Genomic DNA, 21,967 nt, shown 5'->3' on the forward strand with positions numbered 1-21,967 from the left:
TCCGGTGACCGGACCGGGGGCCGAAGGAGGCCGACCCGAAGGGTCAGGGGCGGTCCAGGAGTTCGTACGCGGGCAGGGTGAGGAAGGCCGCGTAGTCCTCGTCGAGCGCGACCTTGAGCAGCAGGTCGTGCGCCTGCTCCCAGCGTCCCGCGGCGAAGGCCTCCTCGCCGATCTCCTCGCGGATCGCGGCCAGTTCCTCGGCGGCGACCCGGCGGGCCAGCTCGGGTGTGGCCTTCTCGCCGTTCTCGAAGACCACGCCGGCGTTGATCCACTGCCAGATCTGGGAGCGGGAGATCTCGGCCGTGGCGGCGTCCTCCATCAGGTTGAAGATGGCGACGGCGCCGAGGCCCCCGAGCCACGCCTCGATGTAACGGGTGCCCACCTGCACCGCGTTGCGCAGCCCCTCGTACGTCGGCCTGGCGTCCAGCGAGGCGACGTCGATGAGCTGATCCGCCGTCACCCGGACGTCCTCGCGGAGCCGGTCCTTCTGGTTCGGCTTCCCGCCCAGGACCGCGTCGAAGCACTCACGGGCCACCGGCACCAGGTCCGGGTGCGCCACCCACGACCCGTCGAAGCCGTCACCGGCCTCCCGCTCCTTGTCCGCCTTCACCTTCTCCAGCGCCTTGGCGTTGACCTCGGGATCGCGGCGGGAGGGGATGAACGCGGCCATGCCGCCGATGGCGTGGGCGCCGCGCTTGTGGCAGCTGCGGACGAGGAGTTCGGTGTACGCGCGCATGAACGGGGCGGTCATCGTCACCGCGTTGCGGTCCGGCAGGACGAACCGGGGGCCGCCGTCACGGAAGTTCTTGACGATGGAGAACAGGTAGTCCCAGCGGCCCGCGTTGAGCCCGGAGGCGTGGTCGCGCAGCTCGTAGAGGATCTCCTCCATCTCGTACGCCGCGGTGATCGTCTCGATCAGGACCGTGGCGCGGATGGTGCCCTGCGGAATCCCCAGGTGGTCCTGCGCGAAGACGAAGACGTCGTTCCAGAGGCGGGCCTCCAGGTGCGACTCCAGCTTGGGGAGGTAGAAGTACGGGCCCTTGCCCAGGTCGAGCAGGCGCTGGGCGTTGTGGAAGAAGTAGAGCCCGAAGTCGACGAGTCCGCCGGGCACCGGGCCGCTCTCGCTGCGCAGATGACGCTCGTCCAGGTGCCAGCCGCGGGGGCGCATGACGACGGTCGCCAGCTCGTCGGCGGGCTTCAGGGCGTACGTCTTGCCCTCGGGGCTGGTGAAGTCGATGCGGCGCTCGTAGGCGTCGGTCAGGTTGAGCTGACCGCCGATGACGTTCTCCCACGTGGGCGCGGAGGCGTCCTCGAAGTCGGCGAGCCACACCTTGGCGCCCGAGTTGAGGGCGTTGATGGTCATCTTGCGGTCGGTGGGGCCGGTGATCTCCACCCGCCGGTCGTCCAGCGCGGCGGGAGCCGGGGCGACCTGCCAGTCCCCCTCGCGGATGTGCGCGGTCTCCGGCAGGAAGTCCAGCGTGCTGGTCCTGGCGATCTCCGCGCGGCGCTCGGCCCGGCGGGCGAGCAGTTCGCCGCGGCGGGGTGTGAACCGCTCGTGGAGCGCGGCGAGGAACGCGAGAGCCTCGTCGCTCAGGACTTCCTCCTGCCGCGCGGGTGCCTGGCCGGGATCGACATCGACGATGGCCAGCGGCGACGGCGCTGGTGCGGGCATGAGCGGTCACTCCAATTCGGCGGTCGTACAACGGTCGTACGGCAGTCGTACGGCGGTCGGTGCCCGGAGGGCCGCCGGAGCGGAGGGGACGGCACGGGGTGCCGTCGCTCCCGGGAGGCGGTTGCGGGCGCCGTCCGAGGTCGATGATGCTTCTGACCAGTGGAGAATAGTTTCCTCATAGTGGAAGTACAAGGTGTGTTGACATCGAGATAGTTGTTCGGGTGATCCACAGGCCGCCGTATGGCTCTCAGTGCCATCCCCTCCACGCTCCGGAGTGGGCGCACCGGCCGCGGGACGGCTGCCGTACACCGCCCCGCCCCTCCGCGTACCCCGTGCGCCGGTCCGTCAGCTTCGCCGTCCGTGCGCCCGCGGGCGGACCGCGCCGCTCCGGGAGACCGTGGAGCCATGGACCGCCGGCGGGAGGAGAGCCCATGACCGACGCTCACTGGCTCTTCGGTGACCAGCTCGGGCCGCACTTCACCGCTCCCCGCGACGGCGTCCCCGGCCGTGACACGCCCCTGGTGATGATCGAGGCGCGCTCGGTGCTGCGCCGCCGCCGCTTCCACCGCGCAAAAGCCCATCTCGTGCTGTCCGCGATGCGCCACCGCGCCGCCGAACTCGGCGACCGCGTCACCTATGTCCAAGCCGAGACCTACCGCGAGGGCCTGCGGCGGGCGGCCGGCTCCCGGCCGCTGACGGTCCACCACCCCACCTCGCGCGCAGCGCTGGGCCTGGTGCGCTCCCTGGGCCAGGTCACGGTGGGGCCCGCCCGCGGATTCCTCGTCCCCCACGAGGAGTTCCGCGCCTGGGCGGACGGCCACGGGACGAGGCGGCTGCGGCAGGAGGACTTCTACCACTGGGTGCGGCGCGGCCACGACCTGCTGATGGAGGACGGCCAACCGGTCGGCGGGCGCTGGAACTTCGACCACGACACCCGCGAGCCCCCGCCCGGGGACGCGGACGTGCTCGGCGTCCCCGCCCCGTACCGGCCGCGCGAGGACGAGATAGACGACGAGGTCCGGTACGACCTCGACCGCTGGGAGCGCGCCGGCGAGGTCTCCTTCGTCGGCCGCGACGGCCCGCGGCGCTTCCCCGCCACCCGGCGGGAGGCTCTGGCCGCCCTGCGCCGCTTCGTCCGCCACCGGCTGTCCGCCTTCGGCCCGTACGAGGACGCGATGCTCGCCGCCGACCCCGTGATGAGCCACAGCCTGCTGTCCTCGTCCCTCAACCTGGGGCTGCTCGACCCGGACGAGTGCGTACGGCGGGCCGAGGAGGCATGGCGGGCGGACGAGGCGCCGCTGAACGCCGTCGAAGGCTTCGTACGGCAGATCGCGGGCTGGCGCGAGTACGTCTGGCAGCTCTACTGGTACTTCGGCGAGAGCTACCGCCGAGAGAACGTCCTGGACCACCGGGCCGAACTGCCCGGCTGGTTCCTGGAGCTGGACGCCGACGCCGTCACCGCCCGCTGCCTGGGCACCGTCATGGCGCAGGTCCGCGACACGGGCTGGACCCACCACATCCCGCGGCTGATGATCCTCGGCAGCCACGCCCTGCAGCGCGGCTGGGACCCGGCGGCCGTCACCGACTGGTTCCACCGCTGCTTCGTCGACGGCTATGACTGGGTGATGCTGCCCAACGTCGTGGGCATGTCGCAGTACGCCGACGGTGGCCGGATGACGACCAAGCCCTACACCTCGGGCGGGGCGTACGTGCACCGCATGAGCGACCTGTGCGGCGGCTGCGCGTACCGTCCCACCGAGCGCACCGGCGACCGCGCCTGCCCCTACACCGCCGGCTACTGGGCCTTCCTGCACCGCCACCGCGAACTCCTGGCGCACAACCCGCGCATGAACCGTCCCGTGCGCGGTCTGGACCGCCTGCGCGACCTGGACGCGCTCCTGCGCCAGGAGGAGCGCCGGGGCGACGAACCGCCCTGACCCCCCGCCCCTAGTCCTGAGCCCTGAGCCCTGAGTGCTGAGCGCTGAGCCCTGAGTGCTGAGCCCTGAGCCCTGTGCCCTGAGGTCAGCGGTCGAGGAGGGTCAGGTCCTCGGGGGTGTCGATGTCGTCGGGCGTGGCGACGTCCGAGCAGTCGACGATCTCGATCTCCGCCTCGCGCCGCCGCAGATACGCCCGCGCGCCCCGGTCGCCGGTCGCGGCCTCGGTGACCCCAGGCCAGTGGTCCGCCCCCAGCAGCACCGGATGCCCGCGCCGCCCGCCGTACGCGGCCGATGCCAGGCTCGACGGCGAGGCGTACGCGTCCCGTACGCGCCTCACCGCGTCCGCGCCGATCCCCGGCTGGTCGACCAGCGCGACGACCACGGCCCGCGCACCCGTACCGGCCAGGGAGGCGAGGCCGGCGCGGAGTGAAGTGCCCATGCCCTCGGGCCAGTCGGGGTTCGTGACGAGGACGCAGCCCGGGAGGTGCGCCCTGGCCCGTACGTCGTCCGCGGCCGCGCCCAGCACGATGTGCACCGGCGCGCAGCCGGCGTCGAGGAGTGCGCGGGCCGCGTACTCGACCAGCGGGCGCCCCCCGGAATCCAGCAGTGCTTTCGGTCGTCCGCCCAGCCGACGGCCGCCGCCCGCCGCGAGAAGCAAGCCCGCGACCAGGGGCTTTCGGGTCGCTTTGGGGGCCTCCGAGGGGCCTGTCGGTGAAGGTCTCATGCGCCCTGCATATACCGGATCCACCGCGAGGGCTGAATTTCGCCCTCTGTGTGGCGCCGGGTGCGGAGAGTGGCGTTAACTGATCCGCGGCCTCTCCTGTCGAGGGAGCGATCAGCGGGGCCGGAGGAGTTGTGGGAGGGGGCAGCATGGGACGGAGCAACCAGATGGTCCGCGGCAGGCCGACGGGCACCGCGGCAGCGGAGGGCGCCGTAGCAGTGGAGCAGAGGCGGACGGCCGGCGGCGGCCAGGACCTGGGGACGGAGGACCCCCGGGTGGCCGGGCTGTGCGCCGCCGTGTCCCGGCTGCGCCGCGAACTCGCCGCCCACCCGGCGGACTTGTCCGACCGCGCGGTCGCCGAGGACGAGCTGGCCACGCTGGACGCCATGGCCCGCGCCGGCGCCCCCGAGGTGCCCCGGCTGCGCCGGTCGCTGCTGCTCGTCGCGGGTGCCCTGGGTTCGGTGAGCGCGCTGGCCCCGGCGCTCTCCGACATGCGGACGGTCATCGACAGCTTCAGCGACGTGCCCTGCCCGCGCAGCGGGGACTGACGCCCCGCCGGGCCGCGGTCCGCCACCGGATCGCGGTCCTCCGAGCCGCCGCTCCCCACCGGTCTCCCGCACTCCACCCGCCCGCGGTCGACCACCCGTCCACGGTCGACCACCCGCCCGCCGCACGCCGCCTGGCCGCACCTCAGCCGCCGTTGCCGTCTCTCCCGCCGCCCGGCTGGCCTGTGCTGGCCAGGGTCAGCGACAGCTCCGCCGCGACCTCCCGCAGCAACGGCACGATCTTCTCCGTCGCCGCGTCGGTCACACGCCCCGCGGGCCCCGAGATGGAAATGGCTGCCGCCGTGGGGGAGTCGGGCACGGGGACGGCGAGGCAGCGGACGCCGATCTCCTGCTCGTTGTCGTCCACGGCGTAGCCGGTCTCGCGCACGCTGTGCAGCGCGGCCACGAATCCGTCGGGCGTGGTGATGGTCTTGTCGGTGGCGGCGGGCATGCCCGTACGCGCCAGCAGCGCGCGCACCTCGTCCTCCGGAGCGGTCGACAGCAGGGCCTTGCCGACACCCGTGGAGTGCGGCAGCACCCGGCGGCCGACCTCGGTGAACATCCGCATCGAATGGCGCGAGGGCACCTGCGCGACGTAGACGACCTCGTCGCCGTCCAGCAGCGCCATGTTCGCGGTCTCGCCGGTCTCCTCGACCAGCCGGGCCAGGTGCGGCCGGGCCCAGGTGCCCAGCAGCCGGGCCGAGCTCTCGCCGAGGCGGATCAGCCGCGGCCCCAGCGCGTAGCGCCGGTTCGGCTGCTGGCGTACGTAGCCGCAGGCCACCAGGGTGCGCATCAACCGGTGGATGGTGGGCAGCGGCAGCCCGCTGCTGGTGGAGAGCTCGCTCAGCCCGACCTCGCCGCCTGCGTCGGCCATCCGCTCGAGCAGGTCGAAGGCGCGCTCGAGGGACTGCACGCCGCCGGTGGCGGCGGACTTGGGCGTTGCGGAGGTGCTGTCGCTGGACGGCGGCACGTCGCGTTCCTTTCGGAGCAGGTGGTGCCGACCGCCGCGCGGCTGCGGACGCCGCGGAGGATCCGGCCGGAGACACCACGGCACGACCGGCAGAACGGCAGCTTACCGGGGACCGGCGGTCTCCACATCGGCCTCGGCCCAGCATTCGCGCCGGTCACGGGGTGTTTCGCGGCCCGGCGGCGCAGGCCGGGGAGGGCCGGGGCCGTCCTCCATCGGGCGTGATCATGTTTCGACCGGCGAAATTCTCCTCCCATGTGGTGGAAACCTCTCCACCGAGGGTGGGTCTTGACGGGCGCGCGGACGGCGTGAAGACTCACTTCAACAGAACGTTGAAAAGTGAGCCCGAGAGGCGAGGGAGAGGAGCCCGGGTGTCGGAAGCCGGCCTGGTACTGCGCTCGACGCGCGTGATCACCCCGGAGGGGACGCGCCCCGCGGACGTCGCCGTCAGCGGCGGCACGATCACCGCTGTCCTGCCGTACGGCACCGAGCCCCCGGCCGGTGCCCGGGTCGAGGACGTGGGGGACGACGTCCTGCTCCCCGGCCTCGTCGACACCCACGTCCACGTCAACGACCCCGGCCGCGCCGAGTGGGAAGGCTTCGCCTCCGCCACGCGCGCCGCCGCGGCCGGCGGCGTCACCACGCTCGTCGACATGCCGCTCAACAGCATCCCGCCCACCACCACCGCGCAGAGCCTGGAGCTCAAGCGGAGCGTGGCCCGCGGCAGGACGCACATCGACGTCGGCTTCTGGGGCGGCGCCGTGCCCGGGAACGTCAAGGACCTCGCGCCCCTCCACGACGCCGGCGTCTTCGGCTTCAAGTGCTTCCTGCTGCACTCCGGCGTGGACGAGTTCCCGCAGCTCGACCCCGCCCAACTGGAGGAGGCCATGGGCGAGATCGCCGGTTTCGGCGGTCTCCTGATCGTCCACGCCGAGGACCCGCACGTGATCGGCGGCGCGCCCCAGGCGCCCGGCCGCCGCTACGCCGACTTCCTCGCCTCCCGCCCCCGCTCCGCCGAGAACACCGCCATCGAAGGGCTCATCGCCCTGGCCCGGCGCCTGGACGCGCGCGTGCACATCCTGCACCTGTCCTCCTCCGACGCCCTGCCGCTGATCGCGGACGCCAAGCGGGACGGCGTACGGCTGACCGTCGAGACCTGCCCGCACTACCTCACGCTGACGGCCGAGGAAGTCCCGGACGGCGCCACCGAGTTCAAGTGCTGCCCGCCCATCCGTGAGGCCGGCAACCAGGACGCGCTGTGGCAGGGACTGGCCGACGGCACGATCGACTGCATCGTCTCCGACCACTCGCCGTCCACCCCCGACCTCAAGCGCTTCGACACCGGGGACTTCGCCGAGGCGTGGGGAGGCATCTCCTCCCTCCAGCTCGGCCTCCCCGCCATCTGGACCGAGGCCCGCAAGCGCGGCCACGGGCTGGAGGACGTCGTGCGCTGGATGTCCGCCGCCCCGGCAGGGCTCGCCGGGCTCGGCCGCAAGGGCGCCGTCGAGGCGGGCCGCGACGCCGACTTCGCGGTCCTGGCGCCCGACGAGACCTTCACCGTGGATCCCGCGGCGCTGCACCACCGCAACCGGGTCACCGCCTACGCCGGGCGCACGCTGCACGGCGTCGTACGGTCCACCTGGCTGCGCGGGCGGCGGATCGCGGACCACGGGACGACCGCAGAGCCCACCGGCCGACTTCTCGAGAGGCAGCAGCACTCATGACCGTGCATCAGCCCGGCTCCGGTTCCGCCACGAACCCCGGCGGCGGCTCCGCCGCGGTGCCCCGCTTCACCGGTGACGCGAGCCCCTACGGCGGCGGTGACCCGTACGCCGACTTCCGCACCGCCGACTTCCCCTTCACGCACCTCGTGGACCTCGCCGACCGGCGGCTGGGCGCCGGCGTCATCGCGGCCAACGACGAGTTCTTCGCGCACCGCGAGAACCTGCTGCGGCCCGAGCCCGCCCACTTCGACCCCGAGTCCTTCGGCCACAAGGGCAAGGTCATGGACGGCTGGGAGACCCGCCGCCGGCGGGGCGCGGACACGCACACCCCCCACCCGGCCGACGAGGACCACGACTGGGCCCTCGTACGCCTGGGAACGCCCGGCGTCATCCGCGGGATCGTCGTCGACACCGCCCACTTCCGCGGCAACTACCCGCAGGCGGTGAGCATCGAGGCCACGGCCGCCGAGGGTTCGCCCTCGCCGGAGGACCTGCTCGCGCCCGGCGTGAAGTGGACGGAGATCGTCCCCCGGACGGCCATCGGCGGCCACGCCGCCAACGGTTTCGCCGTCGACGCCGAGCAGCGCTTCACGCACCTGCGCGTCAACCAGCACCCCGACGGTGGGATCGCCCGCCTCCGTGTGCACGGCGAGGTCGTCCCCGACCCGGCCTGGCTCGCCGCCCTCGGCACGTTCGACGTCGTGGCGCTGGAGAACGGCGGCGCGGTCGAGGACGCCTCCGACCGCTTCTACTCCCCGCCGGCCAACACCATCCGGCCCGGCCGGTCCCGGAAGATGGACGACGGCTGGGAGACCCGGCGCCGCCGCGACCGCGGCCACGACTGGGTGCGCTACGCGCTGGCCGGACAGACCGAGATCCGCGCTGTCGAGATCGACACCGCCTATCTGAAGGGCAACGCGGCGGGCTGGGCGGCGGTTTGGGTACTGGACGCCACGGGCGGCGCCGACAGCGGCGACCACGAGGCGGCGGGCTGGACCGAGCTGCTGCCGCGCACCCGGCTGCAGCCCGACACCCTCCACCGCTTCGTCCTCGACGCTCCGGCCGCACCCGCCACGCACGTCCGGATCGACATCTTCCCGGACGGGGGCATCGCCCGGCTGCGCCTGCACGGGGCGCTGACGGAGGAGGGCGCACGGCGCCTCGCGGCCCGTCACGCGTCACTGAGCGGCTGACGGCACCGAGGCTCCGGCCCCCGCCGGTGCGTCCCGGGGCTTCGGCGGGGAGCAGGCTCCTGCCGGGCGGAAGGCCGTACGGAGCCGGGCTCCCGTACGGAGCCGGGCCGCCCCGCGGCCCTACGCAGCCGGGCCGGGCTGCCGTACGGGGCCGCGCGGCCGTGCCGAGGTCGCGCGTCCCCCGCCACCCGGGGGACCATGGGCCTATGAACACGACAGTCCGGCTCGCGCAACAGCCCGAGGCCGACGAGCTGCTCGGACGCAGCCCGCTGGCGGCCCTCATCGGCATGCTCCTCGACCAGCAGGTCCCCATGGAATGGGCCTTCACCGGCCCGTACACCATCGCGACGCGCCTGGGCGGTGACGATCTCGACGCCCATGAGATCGCCGCCTACGAGCCGGAGGCCTTCGCCGAGCTGCTCTCCGCCAAGCCCGCCGTGCACCGCTACCCGGGCTCCATGGCCAAGCGCGTCCAGCAGCTCTGCCAGTACCTGGTCGAGACGTACGACGGCGACCCGGCCCGGGTGTGGCGCGAGGCCGCCGACGGCAAGGATCTGCTCGCCCGGCTGAACGCCCTGCCCGGCTATGGCAAGCAGAAGTCGCAGATCTTCCTCGCGCTGCTGGGCAAGCAGTACGGCGTGACGCCCGACGGATGGCGTGAGGCGGCGGGCTCGTACGGCGACGAGGGCTCGTACCGCTCGGTCGCCGACATCACGGGCCCGGAGTCGCTCGGCAAGGTACGGGCGTTCAAGCAGGAGGCGAAGCGCGCCGCGAAGGCGGCACAGGCGGCCAAGAAGTCCTGAGGCGTCCGGGGCGGCCGGAGGGCGCAGGGGCACGGAAGCGGTTGGGTCAGAGGTCGCGGCGCATGCAGACCCGCGGCCACCGGTCCAGCCCGTAGGCCGCTTCCCGCCGCCGGATGGCGCGCAGCCCGGGGGAGAGGGCGCTCTCGTGGAGGCGGTGGAAGCCGCAGCGCGTGTAGTAGGGCGCGTTCCAGGGCACATCGGCGAACGTGCAGAGGGTGAGGGCCGGGATTCCGCAGGCCGTGGCGCGGTCCGCGAGATGGTCCAGCAGGGACCGGCCCACTCCGCGGCGCGCGTGGTGCGGATGGACGGACACCTGCTCCACGTGGAGGTTGCCGTCGACCGGTTCCGCGATGACGTAGGCGCCCGGGCGGTCGGCACCGTCGACCGCCACCCAGGCGAGCCCGGCCCGCTGGTAGCGGGCCAACTCGCTGACGGGCAGCGGTGCGTCGCCGGCGATCTCGGGCATGCCGATGGCGTGGAACCACTGCCCTGCGGCCCTCTCGATGTCCTGGAGGAGCGGGAGTTCTCCGTCGCGGACGGCCCGGATGCGCATGCGGCCATGCTCTCGCGTACCGTGCCCGGCCACCACTCGGTTTCGCCGTGCCGGGGAGACATGTCGACACACGGCTCCGGTCGTCCCCGGCGGGCCCGAGCGGCGGTCGCCCGGTGACGCCAACAGCGTCTCGACTGACCCGTTTCGACCGCATTTGGATGCGGGGATTCTGTGAACTCCTGGGGAATTCCGGTGACTTGGCGTTGACATGACGCGCTCTACGCGCGTCATGCTGAACGGTATGCGAATCCCCCCACGATTCCTCAGGATCGGCGCCCTCGGCGCCCTCGCTTCCGCCCTTCTGATCGGCGGTCCGGCTCTCGCGTCGGCGACGACCGACGCCGGACCCGCCCCCGTCCAGCGCACCCAGGTCGCCCAGCAGGCCGCCGACATCGGCGACATCTGCGAGTCCAAGCTGCCGAAGGAGGCGAACGAGACGCTCGACCTCATCGAGAAGGACGGCCCGTACCCGTACCCGGAGGACGACGGTGTCTTCTCGAACCGGGAGGGCATCCTGCCCGAGCAGGACTCCGGCTACTACCACGAGTACACGGTGGAGACCCCCGGCTCGCCCGACCGCGGTGCCCGGCGCATCGTGACCGGTGAGAAGGACAAGGAGGACTACTACACCGCCGACCACTACGAGTCCTTCGACCTCGTCGACTACACCTGCTGACCGAGGACCGACGGCTCAACCCCCCCGCCGCGGCGGCCGCTTTCCCCCACAAGCGGCCGCCGCTCGGCGTATGCGGTCTACGGGGTCCGCGTCGCGGGCTACGGGGTCCGCGTCGGGCCGTGCGTCACCGGCCGCTTCCCTCGCCGAGTACCGGGTAGTCGGTGTAGCCGCGGTGGTCGCCGCCGTAGTAGGTGGACGCGTCGGCGGCGTTGAACGGGCCGCCGGCCTGGATACGGGCGGGCAGGTCGGGGTTGGCGAGGAAGAGGGCGCCCAGCGAGACGGCGTCGGCGAGGCCCTCGTCGAGAACCTGCTGGGCCGTGTCCGCGGTGGCCGGGAAGGAGTCGGGCGTGGCGTGCGGGTTGAGCACCAGGTTCCCCTGCCAGAGGGCACGGATCGCACGGGTCACCGGTCGGGTGACCATCTCGGACACCTCGAGGAAGGCCAGCTCCGGCAGGGCCGGTACGAGAGCCGCGTACAGCGCCTCGGTGTCGCCCTCGGCGATGTCGTTGTAGGGGTTGCCGGGGGAGAGGCGCACGCTGGTGCGCTCATTGCCGATCGCGGCCGCGACGGCCCGGGTGACCTCGACCGTGAAGCGGATACGGCCGGCGATCGAGCCGCCGTAGGCGTCGGTGCGGTGGTTGGTGTTCTCGGCGAGGAACTGGTGCAGCAGGAAACCGTTGCCCGCGTGGATCTGCACGCCGTCGAACCCGGCCTCGACCGCGTTGCGGGATGCGGTGACGAAGTCCTCGACGGTGGCGGCGATCTCATCGGCCGTCAGTTCGTGCGGGACGGGGTAGTCCTGCGGGCCTTCCGGGGTGAAGCACTGGCCCGTGGCGGCGACCGGCGAGGGCGCGACGGACTGATGGCCGCTGCCGTAGAGGGACGGGTGTCCGATGCGGCCGGAGTGCATCAGCTGGACGACGATCCTGCCGCCTCGGGCGTGGACGCGGTCGGTGACGGTGCGCCAGGTCCTGACGTGCTCGGGGGCGTGGAGGCCGGGGGTGTTGAGGAAGCCCTGGCCGACCTGGGAGGCCTGCGTGCCCTCCGTGATGACGAGGCCGGCGGACGCGCGCTGGGCGTAGTAGTCGGCCATCAACTCGGTGGCGCTGCCTGAGGGGTTGGCCCGGTTGCGGGTCATGGACGCCATGACGAGGCGGTTCTTCAGCTCGATCTTGCCGAGCGTGACGGGGGTCAACAGGGAGGGCATGAAGTTCCTTACCGTTGTCAGGAGACCGTTGTCAGGAGCCGGCGGCCTGATGGCGGGCGTAGGCGGCGGCCATGCGGCCCCCGACCTCGGCGGTGGAGATGAGGACGGCCATGTTGGCCTGGGCGGTACGGCCGCCGGTGGCCCGGTCGACCGCGTGCATCAGGTACTTGGTCAGACCCTGGCCGCCGACGCCGTCCCGCTCGGCCTGCTGCAGGGCATCGGTGATCGCGGCCTCGGCCTCGGCGGGGTCGACGGCGTCCTCCGCGCGCGGCGGCGAGGTGATGACCACGCCACCGGGGTGGCCCGCGGCCCAGTGGGTGGCGACGACCCGGGCGATCAGGTCCTCGTCGTCGATGCGGTGCGGGGCCTTCACACCGCTGGAGGCGCAGTAGAACGCGGGGAAGTCGTCGGAGCCGCAGGAGATCACCGGGACGCACTGCGTCTCCAGGTACTCCATGGTCAGCTTCAGATCGAGGATCATCTTCGCGCCCGCGCAGACCACCGCGACCTTGGAGCGGGTCAGCTGGATCAGGTCCGAGGAGATGTCCATGGTGGTGTCCGCGCCGCGGTGGACGCCGCCCAGACCGGCCGAGGCGAAGAACGGGATCCCGGCGAGCTCGGCGGCGACCAGCGAGGAGGCGACCGTGGTGGCGCCACGGCCGCCGCGGGCCAGCACCACCGGCAGATCGCGGCTGGACACCTTCGGGATGCCGGACCCGGACGCGAAGCGCTCGATGTCCTGCTGGGTCATGCCGACGCGGATCGCGCCGTCCTCGATGCAGACGGTCGCCGGGACCGCACCGCTCTTGCGCACGGCCGCTTCGACCTCGGCCGCCGTCTCGGCGTTGTGCGGGTACTTCAGGCCGTGCGTGATGACGTTGGACTCCAGCGCGACGACCGGGCGGCCCTCGTGCAGGGCCTCGCCGACCTCTTCGGTGCAGACGATCGGGATCGCGGAGCTCGCAGGACTCATCGGGTTCCTTCGGTAGGGAGGGGCTCGCACCGGCGTGCGGCACGGCAGTGGATCCGTATGCGGTGGGGCGGGCGGGGGCCTCGCCCCGCGGCAGGGGAGCCGCGGGGCGAGGAGTTCTACGGGCGGCCGGCGCTCGACCGGCGATCGCCGTCCGCCTGCCGGATGGTGGCGATGAGTTCCCCGACGCCGTGCTGCTTCAGCACGTCGTAGTGGTCGCCGTCGAGGTCGATCACCCGGGGCGGCCGGGCGGAGTAGCCGGAGACGTTCTCCAGGAACGAGTAGTCGTCGCCGCGCGCCTTGAAGATCGTCACCGGAGCTTCGATGCGGCGCTCCTGCAGCTCGCGGAAGGTGTACTCGAACTCGTAGGTCTCGGCGACGACCCGCGTGATGCGGCGGATCGTCCCCTCGTCCAGAGCGGGCATCCGCGTGTGGACGAACGCCACGAAGGAGTCCTCGTCCGTGACCTCACGCAGGCAGGTCTCCACGTCGGGGCCGTGGGCGGTGCCCGCGAACACGGAGAACAGGATGGTGACGTAGGCCGGGTTGGCGAACGAGGCCTCGCGGCCCCAGCGCTCCACGTCGTGCCCCCGGACCTCGGGGTTGCCGGGGCAGATCAGCAGCACGTTCTCCACCTTCTCGCCGAACTGCTCCAGCTGCCAGGCCGCTTCGAAGGCCACACGGGCGCCGAAGGAGTAGCCCCACAGCGTGTACGGGCCCGAGGGCTGGACCCGGCGGATCTCGGCGATGTCGGCCATCGCCGTCTCCCGGATCGTCGGGTACGGCACCTCGCCGGGGTTGATGCCGTGCGCCTGGATTCCGGTCACCGGCCGGTCGAGGTCCACGCCCTGGGCGAGAAGCCGCAGGTTCATCGGGTAACCGCCCAGTCCCGGCCAGGCGAACACCGGGGTGCCGGACTCGGAGTGGTGCAGCGGCACCAGACGGGAGCTGCGCACGGAAGCACCGCTGTCGACACGGGCGGCCAGATCCTCCAGCTTCGGTGTCTCGAAGAGCACCTGGAGGGGGAGTTGCGTCCCGAACTCCTTGTTGATCCGGTTCACCAGCGCCACGGCGTGCAGGGAGTTGCCGCCCGAGGCGAAGAACTCGTCCTGCGTGGAAACGCTGTCGTAGGAGAGCATCCGGCCCCACTCGGCCGCGAGCCACTGCTCGGTCGGCGTCGCCGGGGCGACGTAGACGCCCGCGGCGGTGGCCGCGGTCACCTCCGGCAGCTGGACGACGGCCTTGGCATCGGTCTTGCCGTTCGCGCAGAGCGGCAGTTCGTTCACCACGACCACCCGTGCGGGGATCATGTAGTCGGGCACGAACTGCGCGAGGTCGTCGCGGATCACCTCCGCCGGGCCCTGGGTGTGGACGGCGTCCTCGTTCATGCCCTCGTGCGCGGTCTGCTCGGACGTGATGAGCCCGCCGACGAAGAAGTACGAGGCCGGGGCCGCGGGGACGTCCGCCGCGGCGAGCAGGTCGTCCAGGCGCCGGGCGGCCGGCAACGGGTTGCCGGTCTTGGAGGAGTACCCGGACGACATGAAGCCCAGGCCCGGGGTGCGCTGGAGCCGGTGCAGCAGTGTGCCGAGCACGATGTAGTGGCGCCATGCGTCCTCCGCACGGGACACTGCGCTGATGCCGATCGACGCCCGGTCGTACACGCCCTGGTTGATGGCGATGACGTGCCGCCGCTCCACCGTCTCCTCACCCAGCGACCGCAGTTCGCCGTCCTGGTAGCGGTACAGGCCGCCCGGCAGCCCGGCCACTCGGTCGTCGTGTGCCTGGACGAACAGCTCGACCTCGTCCGGGCGCGGGCCGCCGTCGTGCGCGGTGACGGCGAACGTGCCGAGGTAGTGGTCGTCGTCGGCCACGTCGAGCCGTGAGGTGACGGAGGGGTCGAAGCCCACGGGGCCGACGGTCAGCCCGTGGCCGGGCAGGACCTCCTCCAGCACGCCGAGCATGTGACCGGCCTCGAACTCCAGCACCTCGACGATGTTGTTCTTGTAGACGGGCTCGATGGCCTGCCGCTTGCCGAGGAAGTGCAGCTTCAGGCCGGGGGTACGGCCGGTTTCCGGGAGGTCTCCGACACGGACCAGGGTGTGGTCGACGGGGTGGTGGTAGTAGACGCCCGACAGGCCGGCCGGCCCGTCGATCTCCAGGTACAGCTGTGTGGCGTAGAGGGCTCCGGGCGAGGCGTAGGCGTACTTCGGCAGCAGTCGCTCGCCACTGCTGAACGGGCCCAACCAGCGGAGCAGCGCGCCGAGTTCGTCGAGCGTGAGGTCGGTGACCTCGCGCGGTGCGGCGGCCTCGACCGAGCGCGGGGCGAGCAGCGCGAGCACGTCGTCCGCTGTCATCCCGCCGCCGTCGTAGAACCGGTAGCTCTTGCGGGCGAAGGCCACCCGCCGCTGCTCCTCGGTGCCTTCCCGGCCCGGCAGGTCGAGGGCGTGACGGCCCGCCAGCTGCCGCGTCTCGCGCAGACCCGGGTTGGAGAGCTGGGCCTTGACCTGGAGCTTGGACGCCTTCGACTGGTGGTGGGCGGCGTCGCTGCGGCCCTGGTCCATCACCGCGGCCGTGCGTTCGTTGAGCTCGACCGCGGCGACGAGGGTCTTGCCTCCCGTACGGGGGTCGTCGGTGACGACCGCGGCGGCCTTGCGGACCCAGGTGTGCTCCTCGATCCGGGAGGCGACCTCTTCCAACTCGACCCGGTAGCCGCGCAGTTTGACCTGGTTGTCGGTGCGGCCCATGAACTGGATCGTGCCGTCCGGGTTCCAGTGGGCGAGGTCACCCGTGCGGTAGAGACGCTCGGAGGGGTCGAACGGCGATATGAGGAAGCGGTCCTGTGTCACCTCGGGCAAGCCGATGTAACCGCGGGCCACCTGGATTCCGCCGATGAACAGCTCCCCGCTCTCGCCGATGTCCACCTGCTGGTGGTTCTCGTCGAGGATGTAGCAGGTGACGTTGTCGGCCGGGACGCCGACCGGGAGGATCCCGGGGGACGACGGGTCGAGGGCGTCCGGGTCGACCCAGAACGACGTGGCGTTGATGGTCGTCTCGGTCGGGCCGTACAGATTGACCAGCGAGACGCCGGGCAGCGCCCGGAACAGATCCTGTGCCAGGGTGCGGGTGAGGGCCTCACCTCCCGAGTAGACGTCTGTCAGGGAGGTGCAGGCGCCGAGCTCTTCGCTGTCGACGAGAGCCTGCAGCAGCGTCGGCACACCCTGCAGGGCGGTCACCCGGTGCTCGCAGATCATGGTGATGATGCCCAGCGGGTCCCGGAAGAGACCCGGAGTGCCCATGACGACCCGGCCGCCGACCGCGCACGCCAGAATCTCCCACTGCGCGGCGTCGAAGCTCATCGGCGTCTTCTGCAGGATGGACACGTCCGGGCCGAGGTGGCCGCAATTCTCCAGCCAGCGCAACTGCGAGACGATGCTGCGCTGTTCGATCATCACGCCTTTAGGTTTACCGGTGCTTCCGGAGGTGTAGATGACATAGGCGAGGTGATCGCTCTGCGCGTCGGGCAGCGCGAGAGAGGTGCCGGCCGCCGGGGCGTCGGCGGCGGTGACCACGGTCGTGCCCTCGGGGACCAAACGGCAGAGCCGGTCGCGCAGGTGCGGCTGGGTGACGACCACCCGGACGCCCGCGTTCTCGACCATGTACCTCAGCCGGGCCTCGGGGTACTCGGGTGACATCGGCAGGTAGGCGGCGCCGGCGGTGAGGATGCCCCACACACCGGTCACCAGATCCGCGGAGGGTTCGGTGTAGAGCCCGACACAGGTGTCGGGCTCTACACCGAGCGCGGCCAGGTGGGAGCCCAACCGGTCGGCCTCGGCCTTGAGTTCGCGGAAGGTGAGGTCACCGCCGACGGCGGTGACGGCGATGTCGTCGGGGCGCAGCCGCGCCTGACGGTGCAGCAGGCCGCGCAGCGACGCGTACTCGGTTAACAGTCCGGACATGGGTGCCTGAATGGTCATTGCGGGTGATCCCCCGTAGTTGTGGGTAGTAAAAGGCCCGGCCGGTGGCCGGGCCGAGGTGCCGGAGGTGGTCTGTTCTGCCGGCACACGATGTGGGTGAGGACGACGGCCGCGGTCGCGGTCGCCGCCGAGCGGCTGCAGCGGTCAGAGGGTCAAGCTGCCGGCAGCCCCGGCCGCCCTCGTACGAGGGCGGCCGGAAGGCATGTCAGGCGTGCGCGATCGACGCCGTCAGGCGTTCTGCGGGGCGCCGAGGAGGTGATCGACGACCGCGGGGAAGCTCTCCACCGTCCAGGTGGGCTCGGCGGCTTCGAGCTGGGCCGGGGAGTGGATGCCGTACGTGACGGCGATGGAGCGCATGCCGGCGTTGTGCGCCATCAGCACGTCGTGCGTCGTGTCTCCGACCATGACGGCTCGGCTGGGACGGTGGCCGAGTTCCGCGGCGATGAGGAGGCCCGACTCCGGGGCCGGCTTCGGCTCGGTGACGGCGTCCGCGCCGACGACCATGGCGAATTCGTCGCGAATGCCGGCCGCCACCAGAAGGATGTCGGCACTCGTGGTGAACTTGCTGGTGGCGACGGCCAGGGTCATGCCGTTCGCGCGCAGACGCGCGAGTCCTTCGACCACGCCGGGGTAGAGCAGCTTCCGGGCCTGGGGCACGATCCGCTCGCGGTAGAACACCTGGTAGCGCGCGACGGCTGCCTCCACGGGGTCGGCCGTGGCGGGGAGGCCCATGAGGAGTGCGAAGGCCTCGGCCAGGGGACGGCCGATGGTGCCGCGGATCGCGTCGGCGGTGATGCCGTGGATGCCGAGCGACGCGAACGTGTCGGTGAAGGTCGTGACGATGGCGTTCGGGGTGTCGATGAGGGTGCCGTCGAGGTCGAACAGGACCAGGCGTGTCATGACCGCTTCCGCGTCGGGCGCGGCCGGCGGCTGCGCCGCCCCGGTGATGTCAGGCGACTGGGTCATGGGTCCGCTCCTTCACAGGGTGGATGTCGTCGTGCGGTCGGACTTTTCGCGCGGGCATTCTCTGGACGAGCAGGACCGAGGCCACCACCGTCACGGCCCCTGCCGCCTGCACGAGCGTCAGCTTCTGGTGAAGGAAGGCGTAGCCGAGGAGCGTTGCCGCCAGCGGGCTGCCGAAGCCGAGCATCGACACCGTCAGCGCGGGCAGCCGCTCGATGCCGCGGAACCAGACGGCGTAGGCGAAGAGCGCTCCGATGACGCTGAGATAGCCGAAGCCGGCGATGTTCGGCGCGGTCAGGCGAGCAGGAAGACCTTCGGCGAAGAGGACCACCGGGGCGAGCAGCAGGCCGCCGACGGCGAGTTGCCAGCCGGTGAAGGTGAGCAGGCTGACACCCGGGGGCCGGCCCCAGCGCTTGGTCAGCACGATCCCGGTCGCCATGCAGGCGGCTCCGCCCATGCCCGCGAGCACCCCCACGGTGTCGAGGTCGGCCTTGGGGCCCAGGACCAGCAGCCCGACGCCGAGCGCCCCGAGCAGGCAGGCGACGACCTGCCGGCCGCGTATCGCCTCCCGCAGCAGCAGTGCCGACAGCAGCAGGACGATGACCGGCTGGATGGAGCCCACGAGTGCGGCCACTCCACCGGGCAGGTGGTACGCGGCGACGAAGAGCAGGTAGAAGAAGAACCCGATGTTCAGGGCTCCCAGGACAAGGGCGCGCCACCACCATCGGCCCTGGGGCAGTGTCCGGCCCGCCGCGGTGAGGATCAGTCCGCCCGGCAGGGCTCGGACCGCTGCCGCGAGCAAGGGACGGTCGGGCGGCAGGAGTTGGGTGGTCACCAGGTAGGTGCTGCCCCACACCATGGGTGCCAGGGACGTCAGCGCCGAGTCGAGCCCGGTTCGGTCCTTCATGAGGTGCCGGTCCGCGGGAGCGTGCCGAAGAACCTGTCCCCGAAGTCCCCGATCCCGGGAACCATGAAGGCGTGTTCGTTGAGACCGTCCTCCACGGCGGACGTCACGATCCGCACGGCCGGGGCCGCGCGGCCGACGCGCTCCAGTCCCTGCGGCGACGCCAGGAAGTTGATCAGCACGATCCTCTCGTCCTGAACTCCGCTGTCGCGCAGCACGTCCAGGGCGGCGAGCGCCGAACCCGCCGTGGCGAGCATGGGCTCCAGCAGGAGAACATGGCCCTCCGCGATGTCGCCGGGGAGGTTCTTGTAGAGCAGATCGGGAAGCTTGGTCTGCTTGTCCCGCTGAATGAGGATCTTGCCGATGCTGATGCCGGGCAGCATCTCGCGCAGCTCCGTCTCCATGCTCTCGCCCGCGCGGACCACCGATACGCCGCACAGCGGCGTGGTGAAGCCCAGCCCGTCGTACGTCTGCCCCACCGGGGTGGTGACCTCCCGCTTCTCGAAGGGCAGCAGGTCCAGTCCCGCTTCGAGGAGCAGGCGGATGATCCTCCGGGAGTAGACCGCGAAGTCCGTCTGGGAAGCGTTCCTGTCACGGATGACCGTGTGCAGCGCGCGTAACTGATTGGTCTGCGGCAGCAGCACCACATTGCTGACCGTTGTCATGGGTCCCCCCCTCCTGGCGGCAGGCGAACGCGGCAGGCAACTGCCGCTCGGAGCCACACCGCTGAACTGCGCCGGGCGCGGACGATGACCGTCCCCACTCCGGCCTCACGTCAAAGTGTTCGTAGTCGAACGTTCCGATGTCGAACTGTTCGCCGATGCTAGAAAGTTGCTAGCTTGGTGTCAAACAGTTTGATGTCGAACGTTCGGGTGTCGAATGAATGACGTGGTTGACGTGATCCTGAGTCAATGGGCTGATCAACGAGCAGATCTGGATGTCTCACCCATGGCCCCCATCGGCCGTATCCACCGCGCTCACCGGCTGCTCTCCAAGGAGATCAGCGATCACATGCACACCCACGGCCTTGAGGCGTGGGAGTTCGACGTGCTGGCCACCCTCTGGCGCAACGGCCCCCCGCACACCCTGACTCCGAAGGATCTCGTGGCCACGTCGATGGTCGGGTCGTCGGCGCTGACCAACCGGGTGGACCGCCTGGTGCGCCGCGACCTGGTGACGCGTCAGGTCGACCCCGACAACCGCCGCCGCCTGCTCATCACCCTCACCGACGAAGGGTGTGCGCTCGTCGACCGTGTGGTGGTGAGCCACGTGGAGAACGAGCGCCGCCTGCTCGACGGCCTCCAGGAGGACGAGCGCGAAACGCTCAACCACCTGCTCCGCAAGCTCCTGCTCAGCCTCGGGGACGCCCCTCAGGCGGCGTTCCGCGACTGAGGGGAGCCGGCGACCGTCACAGGCGTCCGGCTCGGTGCCGACGGCCCCGGAGGTGATGATCCTTCGGGGCCGTCGGCCGTACGGACATGGCGTCCGTGGCGGTAGGGAATCCGGTCCGGGCGCTGCGAGGCCGCTGTGCGGCGTCGGGATCGCGGCCGAGGTGGCCGATGGCGACCGAGGCGCTTCCCTGGTGACCGGCAGGGACCGGATGTGGTGCTGAGGGCGTCTGCGTGCCCCGTACGGACGGCCTCGTGACGGCAGTTGAGCTGCAGCGGCACGAACGGGCCCCGGAAGTCGTCGAGTTGACGACCGTCGATGCTGATAAGCATACACGGTGCGCGCTTCACCTGGATCCGCCCACTTCGTGACGAGCGTCGCGATGGTCGCGAGCGCATACCTCTCGCGCATCCCGGCCCGGTCCGGACTCGACCCCGTGTCATGCCCCCGGATCGCTCGCCGGCGTTCGCGCCGCGCGTTCGCGAGGGAGTGGTTGGGCCCAACTCCCTTCACGGCCCGAAGGGTTGACGGCCCTTTCCCGTATCGGTTAAACCAAGGCGTGAACTAAGGTTCAGACTAATCCCGGCGACAGCTCCACGCCCGTCGGCGGCCCGTTGTATGGCAGGTGCATGCCATGTGCAGGTGTCCTGCCCGGACGGCCGCCTGCGGACCCTCCCCCCGCAGACCCCGCCCCGCCCGCCTGGACCGGCCACCACCCGGTGCGCATGACCAGCGGAACGGCGGCGGGACGCAAGAGAAGGAGCACCCCCACATGATCACCAGCGACACGGCCGCAGCCACCACCCGGGACCCGGACCGCGACGGGGCGCCCGCCATCCGCGGGGCCCGTACCCGTACCCGTACGGCCCTGATCGGTGCCGCGGCCGCGGCGGCCCTGACCGCGACGTTCCTTGCCCCCTCCGCGCAGGCAGGCCCCGCCGCGCAGCAGCGCGCGCAGTCCCCGGCCGCCGTCACCTTCAGCGACGACTTCGACGGTCCGGCGGGCAGCCCGGTCGACGGCGGCAAGTGGCAGCTGGAGACCGGCGACAACGTCAACAACCACGAGCGGCAGTACTACACGAGCGGTACGGACAACGCCGCGCTCGACGGCAAGGGAAACCTCGTCATCACGGCGAAGAAGGAGAACCCGGCCGACTACCAGTGCTGGTACGGCCGGTGCGAGTACACCTCCGCCCGCCTCAACACCGCGAGGACGTTCACGCAGAAGTACGGGCACTTCGAGGCGCGGATGAAGCTGCCGGGCGGACAAGGGGTCTGGCCCGCGTTCTGGGCGCTCGGCGAGGACATCGGCAGCGCCGGATGGCCCGCCTGCGGTGAGCTGGACATCATGGAGAACGTCGGCAAGGAGCCGGGCACAGTCCACGGCACCCTGCACGGCCCCGGGTACTCCGGCGAGGGCGGCATCGGCGCGGGCCACACGCTGCCCGACGGCCAGAAGTTCTCCGACGACTTCCACACCTTCGCCGTCGACTGGGCCCCGGACTCCATCACCTGGTCCGTGGACGGCACCGTCTACCAGACCCGCACGCCCGCCGACCTCAACGGCAACAAGTGGGTCTTCGACCACCCGTTCTTCCTCATCATGAACTTCGCGGTCGGCGGCTACTGGCCGGGCGACCCTGACGGCGGCACGGTCTTCCCCCAGCAACTCGTCGTGGACTACGTACGCGTCACGGCGTAGGCGAGCGCCCGATTCCGCGGTCGACCCGGCGGTGCCCGGGCAGTCGCCCGCCGCCCTCCCGCAGGCT

Annotated in this window: 18 protein-coding genes; 8 read left to right on the forward strand and 10 right to left on the reverse strand. The window is 71.6% G+C overall.

Going from position 1 to position 21,967, the window contains the following annotated elements; genetic code table 11:
- Positions 1 to 43 precede the first annotated feature (43 nt).
- Entirely contained in the window at positions 44 to 1,672 is a 1,629-nt protein-coding gene (aceB, locus tag ABZ822_RS19790; protein WP_360855339.1) for a malate synthase A, read from the reverse strand.
- Between the two features lie 431 nt (positions 1,673 to 2,103).
- Here aceB and ABZ822_RS19795 point away from each other — a divergent pair, with 431 nt between their 5' ends.
- On the forward strand, positions 2,104 to 3,609 hold the full coding sequence (locus tag ABZ822_RS19795) for a cryptochrome/photolyase family protein (protein WP_360855342.1): 1,506 nt from the start codon (positions 2,104 to 2,106) through the stop codon (positions 3,607 to 3,609).
- A gap of 85 nt (positions 3,610 to 3,694) precedes the next feature.
- On the opposite strand, the gene ABZ822_RS19800 is transcribed toward ABZ822_RS19795, so the two are convergent.
- Positions 3,695 to 4,333, reverse strand: coding sequence for a nucleotidyltransferase family protein (locus ABZ822_RS19800; protein WP_360855345.1), 639 nt, complete (start codon positions 4,331 to 4,333; stop codon positions 3,695 to 3,697).
- A gap of 146 nt (positions 4,334 to 4,479) precedes the next feature.
- On the opposite strand from ABZ822_RS19800, the gene ABZ822_RS19805 reads away from it, so the two are divergent.
- Positions 4,480 to 4,878 (forward strand): DUF5955 family protein, encoded by a 399-nt coding sequence (locus ABZ822_RS19805; RefSeq protein ID WP_360855348.1) that lies wholly within the window; start codon positions 4,480 to 4,482, stop codon positions 4,876 to 4,878.
- Positions 4,879 to 5,020: 142 nt separating this feature from the next.
- Here the strand turns inward: ABZ822_RS19805 and ABZ822_RS19810 are convergent, their stop codons facing one another.
- Positions 5,021 to 5,845 carry an IclR family transcriptional regulator gene (locus ABZ822_RS19810; protein ID WP_360855351.1) on the reverse strand — a complete coding sequence of 275 codons (825 nt, stop codon included), beginning with the start codon at positions 5,843 to 5,845 and terminating at the stop codon, positions 5,021 to 5,023.
- 368 nt (positions 5,846 to 6,213) lie between these two features.
- On the opposite strand from ABZ822_RS19810, the gene allB reads away from it, so the two are divergent.
- The 3 genes from allB to ABZ822_RS19825 all read left to right on the forward strand — a co-directional run bounded on the left by allB (position 6,214) and on the right by ABZ822_RS19825 (position 9,562).
- Positions 6,214 to 7,566 carry an allantoinase AllB gene (allB, locus tag ABZ822_RS19815; RefSeq protein WP_360855354.1) on the forward strand — a complete coding sequence of 451 codons (1,353 nt, stop codon included), beginning with the start codon at positions 6,214 to 6,216 and terminating at the stop codon, positions 7,564 to 7,566.
- A complete protein-coding gene (gene alc, locus ABZ822_RS19820) occupies positions 7,563 to 8,759 on the forward strand; it encodes an allantoicase (protein ID WP_360855357.1) in 1,197 nt (398 codons plus the stop codon). The genes allB and alc overlap by 4 nt, the downstream gene beginning before the upstream one ends.
- Positions 8,760 to 8,965: 206 nt before the next feature.
- Positions 8,966 to 9,562, forward strand: a complete 597-nt coding sequence (locus ABZ822_RS19825) for an HhH-GPD-type base excision DNA repair protein (protein WP_360855360.1) — start codon at positions 8,966 to 8,968, stop codon at positions 9,560 to 9,562.
- A gap of 46 nt (positions 9,563 to 9,608) precedes the next feature.
- Here the strand turns inward: ABZ822_RS19825 and ABZ822_RS19830 are convergent, their stop codons facing one another.
- On the reverse strand, positions 9,609 to 10,115 hold the full coding sequence (locus ABZ822_RS19830; RefSeq protein WP_360855363.1) for a GNAT family N-acetyltransferase: 507 nt from the start codon (positions 10,113 to 10,115) through the stop codon (positions 9,609 to 9,611).
- Positions 10,116 to 10,356: 241 nt separating this feature from the next.
- Between ABZ822_RS19830 and ABZ822_RS19835 the strand changes: the two genes are divergently transcribed.
- Positions 10,357 to 10,791, forward strand: a complete 435-nt coding sequence (locus tag ABZ822_RS19835; protein WP_360855366.1) for a ribonuclease domain-containing protein — start codon at positions 10,357 to 10,359, stop codon at positions 10,789 to 10,791.
- 124 nt (positions 10,792 to 10,915) lie between these two features.
- Here ABZ822_RS19835 and ABZ822_RS19840 read toward each other — a convergent pair whose 3' ends face one another.
- From ABZ822_RS19840 to upp, 6 genes are all read right to left on the reverse strand, one after another.
- A complete protein-coding gene (locus ABZ822_RS19840; RefSeq protein WP_360855370.1) occupies positions 10,916 to 11,998 on the reverse strand; it encodes an alkene reductase in 1,083 nt (360 codons plus the stop codon).
- Between the two features lie 31 nt (positions 11,999 to 12,029).
- Entirely contained in the window at positions 12,030 to 12,971 is a 942-nt protein-coding gene (locus ABZ822_RS19845) for a pseudouridine-5'-phosphate glycosidase (RefSeq protein WP_360855373.1), read from the reverse strand.
- Between the two features lie 116 nt (positions 12,972 to 13,087).
- A complete protein-coding gene (locus tag ABZ822_RS19850; protein WP_360855376.1) occupies positions 13,088 to 16,924 on the reverse strand; it encodes an amino acid adenylation domain-containing protein in 3,837 nt (1,278 codons plus the stop codon).
- Between the two features lie 246 nt (positions 16,925 to 17,170).
- Complete coding sequence (locus ABZ822_RS19855) at positions 17,171 to 17,908, reverse strand: HAD family hydrolase (RefSeq protein WP_360855378.1); 738 nt, start codon at positions 17,906 to 17,908, stop codon at positions 17,171 to 17,173.
- A complete protein-coding gene (locus tag ABZ822_RS19860) occupies positions 17,892 to 18,812 on the reverse strand; it encodes an EamA family transporter (protein ID WP_360855381.1) in 921 nt (306 codons plus the stop codon). The genes ABZ822_RS19855 and ABZ822_RS19860 overlap by 17 nt, the downstream gene beginning before the upstream one ends.
- The gene (gene upp / locus ABZ822_RS19865; RefSeq protein ID WP_360855384.1) at positions 18,809 to 19,474 is read right to left on the reverse strand and encodes a uracil phosphoribosyltransferase; all 666 of its coding nucleotides are present in this window, start codon (positions 19,472 to 19,474) and stop codon (positions 18,809 to 18,811) included. Before upp ends, ABZ822_RS19860 begins: the two co-directional genes overlap by 4 nt.
- Before the next feature lie 283 nt (positions 19,475 to 19,757).
- Here upp and ABZ822_RS19870 point away from each other — a divergent pair, with 283 nt between their 5' ends.
- Both ABZ822_RS19870 and ABZ822_RS19875 read left to right on the forward strand, forming a co-directional pair.
- Positions 19,758 to 20,201, forward strand: coding sequence for a MarR family transcriptional regulator (locus tag ABZ822_RS19870; RefSeq protein ID WP_360855387.1), 444 nt, complete (start codon positions 19,758 to 19,760; stop codon positions 20,199 to 20,201).
- Between the two features lie 769 nt (positions 20,202 to 20,970).
- Positions 20,971 to 21,900 carry a glycoside hydrolase family 16 protein gene (locus ABZ822_RS19875; RefSeq protein ID WP_360855390.1) on the forward strand — a complete coding sequence of 310 codons (930 nt, stop codon included), beginning with the start codon at positions 20,971 to 20,973 and terminating at the stop codon, positions 21,898 to 21,900.
- The last annotated feature ends 67 nt before the right edge of the window (positions 21,901 to 21,967 follow it).

Origin of the sequence: Streptomyces sp. NPDC047108 (assembly GCF_040643575.1) — a bacterium.
Lineage (GTDB): Bacteria > Actinomycetota > Actinomycetes > Streptomycetales > Streptomycetaceae > Streptomyces.